Raw genomic sequence first — 5,138 nt, forward strand, 5'->3', positions numbered from 1 at the left:
CTACAGTCGAGATGCGGCGCTGAGTTGCCCGTTCCAGCAGCCGGCTCAGGCGGCAAAATCTGACTCCATTGTCGACCTCAGCCCGGACAAGTACCAATTGCAGGGTCTTCAGGAAGGAAGAAGCTTCGCCGCTCGCAAGGGGTGAGTTCGCGAGGCACGGTGCGCCGGGCGAAGTCAATGAGGTCCCTGGGTGTCTGGAAGACGCGAACGATGCGGACGCTTTCCTCGCCGGAAACAATTGCGATCTGGGTGCCGTCGGAACTGAAAGCTGCGCGTGTAAGGCCCGGTCGAACGGTCGCTTCGTCCTGGCTGGCAAGGACGGCAATCTGGCGCCCCGATTGCGTCGCCCATAGCCGGACCGTGCGATCTTCGGATGACGCGGTCACGACATACAATCCACTGGGACTGAACTGGGCGCTGTCCACCGCGCCGCTGTGGCCCCTAAGAACGGTCCTTTCCAGTCCGCCAGCGACGCTCCAGATCCGGACGGTTCCATCGCGTGAGGCCGTCATCAGCGACTGGCCGTCGGGACTGAAGGAGACCACCGTCACCTCGCCGGTATGTCCCTCTAGCGTTACGACGTTTGCTCCGTTCGTGGTCGACCAAATTCGGGCCGTGTGGTCGAGTGAGCCCGTGGCGACCAGTTGACCGTCCGGGTTGAAGGCCGCTGCCGTGATGCGATCCCGGTGCCCCACAAGGGCCTTAAGCTCAGCCCCGCCCGCCTTCAGGAGGTGGCCCGCATTGTCTTCCCTGGCCGCGAAGACCAGACGTTCGTCGGGGCTAAGAATGGCCTGCGGCAGCTTGCTGCTTGAATTGATGACGGCCAGCTCGGTACCGGTCACCGCATCCCACAGCTGCGCGGTACCGTCGATCGATGCGGAAACAAGCGATTTGCCGTCGCGACCAAACTGGATCTGGATCAGTCCGCCATGGGCTCGGAACTGGGCGGTCTCGAATCCCCTGGCAACCTCCCAAATTCGGACCTGGCCCCCAAGAGATGCCGTCGCGACGCGCCTTCCATCGGGACTGAACGTCGCGCGTTGAACGATCTCATGTGTATCGAGTCGGATGATCTCGCGGCCGCTCACGACATCCCAGAGATGCGCCGCGCTGTCGCCGCCACCGGTCAACAGGTGGATATTGTCGGCACTGAAGACCGCGAAAGTCGGCCGATATTCATGAGAGAGCGTGGTCGTCAGTGCGCCGTCGACGTCCCACAGCCGAGCTGTGCCATCGTGCGAAGCGGTGAGAAGAATGTTGCTGTCGGCCGGGCTGAATTCCAGATGCTCGACCAAAGATTCATGACCGGCGATCGTCGTGACCAACGAGGCGCGTTCAACGTCCCAGATGCGGACCGGCCCATTGACCGAAGCAGTCGCCAGAAAGCGGTCGTCCGGGCTGAAAGCACCGTTCATCTCTTCATCGCGTTCATCCGCACCGATATCGGCGAGCTTCAAACCCGAAACCTCCTGGCCGAGCAGGTCATGCAACGTTCCCAACGATCCATCCCAAATCCGGGCAGCGCCGTCGAGTGATACGGTGGCGATCCGCTGACCCCCGTGACTGAAAATCACGCCGTTCAATTGCGTGTCGCTCTTGTGGCCGTCCAGCTTCGCGATCTCCGTTCCTTTCGACGCATCTAAAAGGCTGGAAGTGCCGCCGTATGAAAGCGGGCCGCATGCGCCAGCCAGCAGCCGGCCCCCGTCCGGGCTGAACGCCAGGCTATAGGGCCGGGAGTTCACCCGGAATGACCGCGTCAGTGCGCCATCCGCGGTACTCCAGATCGAAACAAAGTGCTTGCGTGCCGTCGCGAAGCTGTGACCGTCCGGACTGAAGCCAGCCCGTGCATATCCGTCGCTTCTTACACTCACGACTTTTCTTCCGGTCCGGGCGTCCCAGAGCACTGCATCGCTGTTCTCCCCCGCCGTCAGCACCTGGTTGCCATTCGGGCTGAAGATTGCGGTTGGATAATTGCCTACCGGCTGCAGGATGAAGAGCTGTTCTCCCGAGATGGCGTTCCAGACGCGTGCAGTGCCGTCCCTCGCGGCCGTCAGGATACGGCTCCCGTCCGGGCTGAACTCAGCCCTCTCCACGGCCCCTCCATGACCTTTTAGAACCGCAGTTTCGGCACCGCTGGAGATGTCCCAGACGCCTGCAGTTTTATCGTAGGATGCAGTGACGATGTGATCGCCGCTCGGATTGAACGCCGCATCCGCGACGCCGGCACCATGCCGGAAGATTTTGATCTGGTGGTGCGCCAGCAGGGCCTTGAAGAGGGCTGCCTCCGCTTCAAAGAGATAGGGCCGCTCGGACGGGTCTTTCGAGGACAGTGCTTCGAGCGCCAACAGGATCGCAGCCTCGGTGTTGCCTCTCGCCGTGGACTGCTGCGAGAGAAACGCGAGCGAAAGAGACTGGTTGCGCAGCGCCAGGTCGCGTTGCGACCTTGCTTCCTCCTGCGCCCTGAAGGCGACCAGTGCACCTGCGCCCGCCATGAGAGCGAGCATTATCGCCACAATCGCGGCATTGCGCGTACGGCGGGCAAGCCGGTTTGCCGCGGCAGCCGCGAGGCTCCGGCGCTCGGCCTCGCGCTCACGGCGCTCGCGTTTTGCCTCTTCTGCGGCCTCGATCAGCGCCAGCTCTGTGTGCCGGTCCTTCTCCTCTTTCTGCTGATGGGCACGCAAGGACGCCTCGATGTATTCAAGTACGTCATCGTCGACCTCCTCCCGTCTTGACAACATCAGCTCTTCGCCCTCCGCGAGACGTTTGCCGGACGGAAGGAGAAGCTCTCGATTCCTGCTCTCCAGGTGCCATCGGTGGGTGTCGGCCCTGAGGCGTTCGCGCGTCTCGAGAAAGTCCCGGTTTGCATTCACAATGTCACCGGCGCGCGGCCAACGGCTCAACAGTGCTTCATGTGCAACGCGGACGAAGACATGCCCTCCGGCGTCCTCGTCGCTGACGAGGAGCCGTGCGTCGATCAGGGCCCTGACGAGGGCCGATCGCGAGGGGGTGCCTGCAATTTCGGTGAACAGGGCCGGACGTGCCGTGACCGTTTCATCGCCAGGACTTGCCGTGGTGAGCGCGCGCAGCACCGCGGGTAAGGCCTCCTGGATGTTGGGCGCCAGCAAGTCCACGACTTCGTCGGCGCGGCGCGCGATTGCGCCTTCGAGCCCGCCGAGCGCGCGATAATGCGCAAAGGTGAGAACTCGGCGCTCGCGGCCGGCCTCGTACAACGCGTCGAGCACGAACTCGAGAAGCGGCAATGATCCGGGATCGGCAGCTGCTGCCTCCTGCAGCACATCGTCGAGCCGCCCCAGTTCGGCACTCTCCTCGAAGCGGAGCCCGGCGACGCCCGCCGGTTCGCGGATGATCTGCCCGATCTCTGGGCCAGTCGGCGGCAGGAGTTCGTAGCTGGAGAGGCCGTCCTTGAGCGCCGAGAAACCCCGGACCTCTCCGCAGCGGTGAAAAAAGTCCGAACGGATCGCCGCTATCACCCAGGCCAGTCCGCTCGCGGCCAGCACCGCCATGAGCCGCACGAGGGCCTCGCGCGTCGCCGGCTGCTTCTCCGTCGTGAACAGCTCCTCCAGCTGATCAATGGCGACAAGCAATCTGATCTGCGGGCGGGCCGGCCCGGCGGCCTCGCGAAGTGCCTGTCGGATCATCGCCAGTGCCCGATCCGGCGTGCTCCTGCAGAGCCGAGCAAACTCCGCGGCTGTTACTTCGGAGGCCAGCTCCGGCACAGCAGTTTCGCGAAGCAGTGCCGCAGCCAGCACAGCGAATGCATCCGGTCCTTCGGAGAGGCGGATCAGGCAGCGGCGCCACAGGGATATGCCTGCCACGGCTCCAGGCAGTGTCAATGACGGCAGCAGGCCAGCGCGCAGGAGGGAAGACTTGCCGCATCCGCTCATACCGTAGATGAGCAGGAATGCCGTGCCACTTGCTGCCTGCTGCTCAAGTCTTGCGGTGCAGGCCGCAATCGCCCGCGCTCGGCCGAAGAAGAGATCGGCATCTTCGAATTCGAAGGCATCGAGACCACGAAATGGTGACCTGACCGGTTCCTCCGCAGCAAGGGGTACGCGGTAGATGCGCAAGGCGCGTGCGACGTTCTTCAGCTTGTGCTCGCCGAGATCGACGAACTCCAGCGAGAGTCGGTCTTGAGCCTGGGCGCGCACCGCTTCCGTGACGCAAATCCCGCCCGGTCGTGACAATGTTTGCAGATGAGCGGCGACCTCGACGGCCTCGCCCGCGAGGTGGTCGCCCTCGGCGACGGCATAACCCAGGTGAACGCCGATGCGGAAGCGCAGGCGCTTTACCTCGGGAACTTCGCGGTTCCGCCTATCGACCTCATGCTGGATCTCGCCCGCACACCGCATCGCCTCGACAGGGCCGGCAAACTCGGCGACCAAGCTCTCTTCGGCGCTCCAGAACACACCGCCTGCATGTTGAACCAGCAGCCGATCGATGATCTGCTTGTATGCCCGGAAAGTTGCAGCGGAGATCGGCTCATCCATGCCTGTCAGCCGGCCCCCGGCGGCCACTTCGGCGGCCAGGATGGTGGCCATTCTCGGTCCGGCATTTGAGGGAAGGACCAGCCTGTATCCGCGCCTCGGAACCGTCTGCACGACGGCCTGCCGATTGTCGTTGAGCGCCGCACGGATCTCGTGAATGCATTGCACCAGGCTGTCGTCGGTCACGGCTATGCCGTTCCAGACTGCCTTCATCAGGTCGTCCTTGGTGATGACCCGATCAGCGTTCTCCAGAAGGTGACGAAGCACCGCGAAGGTCTGGTGGCGAAGTGCGATTGTCCTGTTGGACTTGTCGCGCAAGGTCTCGCTGCTCAGATCGGCGGTAATGCCGTTGAGTACGAACGTCGTGGGCGGCGAGCTATTCAAGCCGGTTCCCTCACGCACGAAGCCGCAGTCCAATTCTTCGATCTTAGCACGGTTCGCGCTGCGAAGAGTCATCGCCATCCAGACCGGCGGGGAGCGCAGATTTCGGCGAATGATCGGACGCCGTTCGTGACCAAAGAGACGCTCGGACCGACAATTGCATTCTCAGCGGGAGGCTCGCCATGGACTACTTGGTGCGGATTGCTCGATCTGCCGGAGCAAGACCGGTGCCACGGCTCACGGGCTTCTGCC

The 5,138-nt window shown here is 63.4% G+C and carries 1 protein-coding gene; it reads right to left on the reverse strand.

Annotation, left to right across the window (positions count from 1 at the left end):
• Positions 1-77: 77 nt before the first annotated feature.
• Positions 78-4,967, reverse strand: a complete 4,890-nt coding sequence (locus ACXJ7R_RS24510; RefSeq protein ID WP_457154084.1) for an nSTAND1 domain-containing NTPase — start codon at positions 4,965-4,967, stop codon at positions 78-80.
• Between the last annotated feature and the right edge of the window lie 171 nt (positions 4,968-5,138).

It is taken from the genome of Mesorhizobium sp. P5_C1, assembly GCF_054049815.1.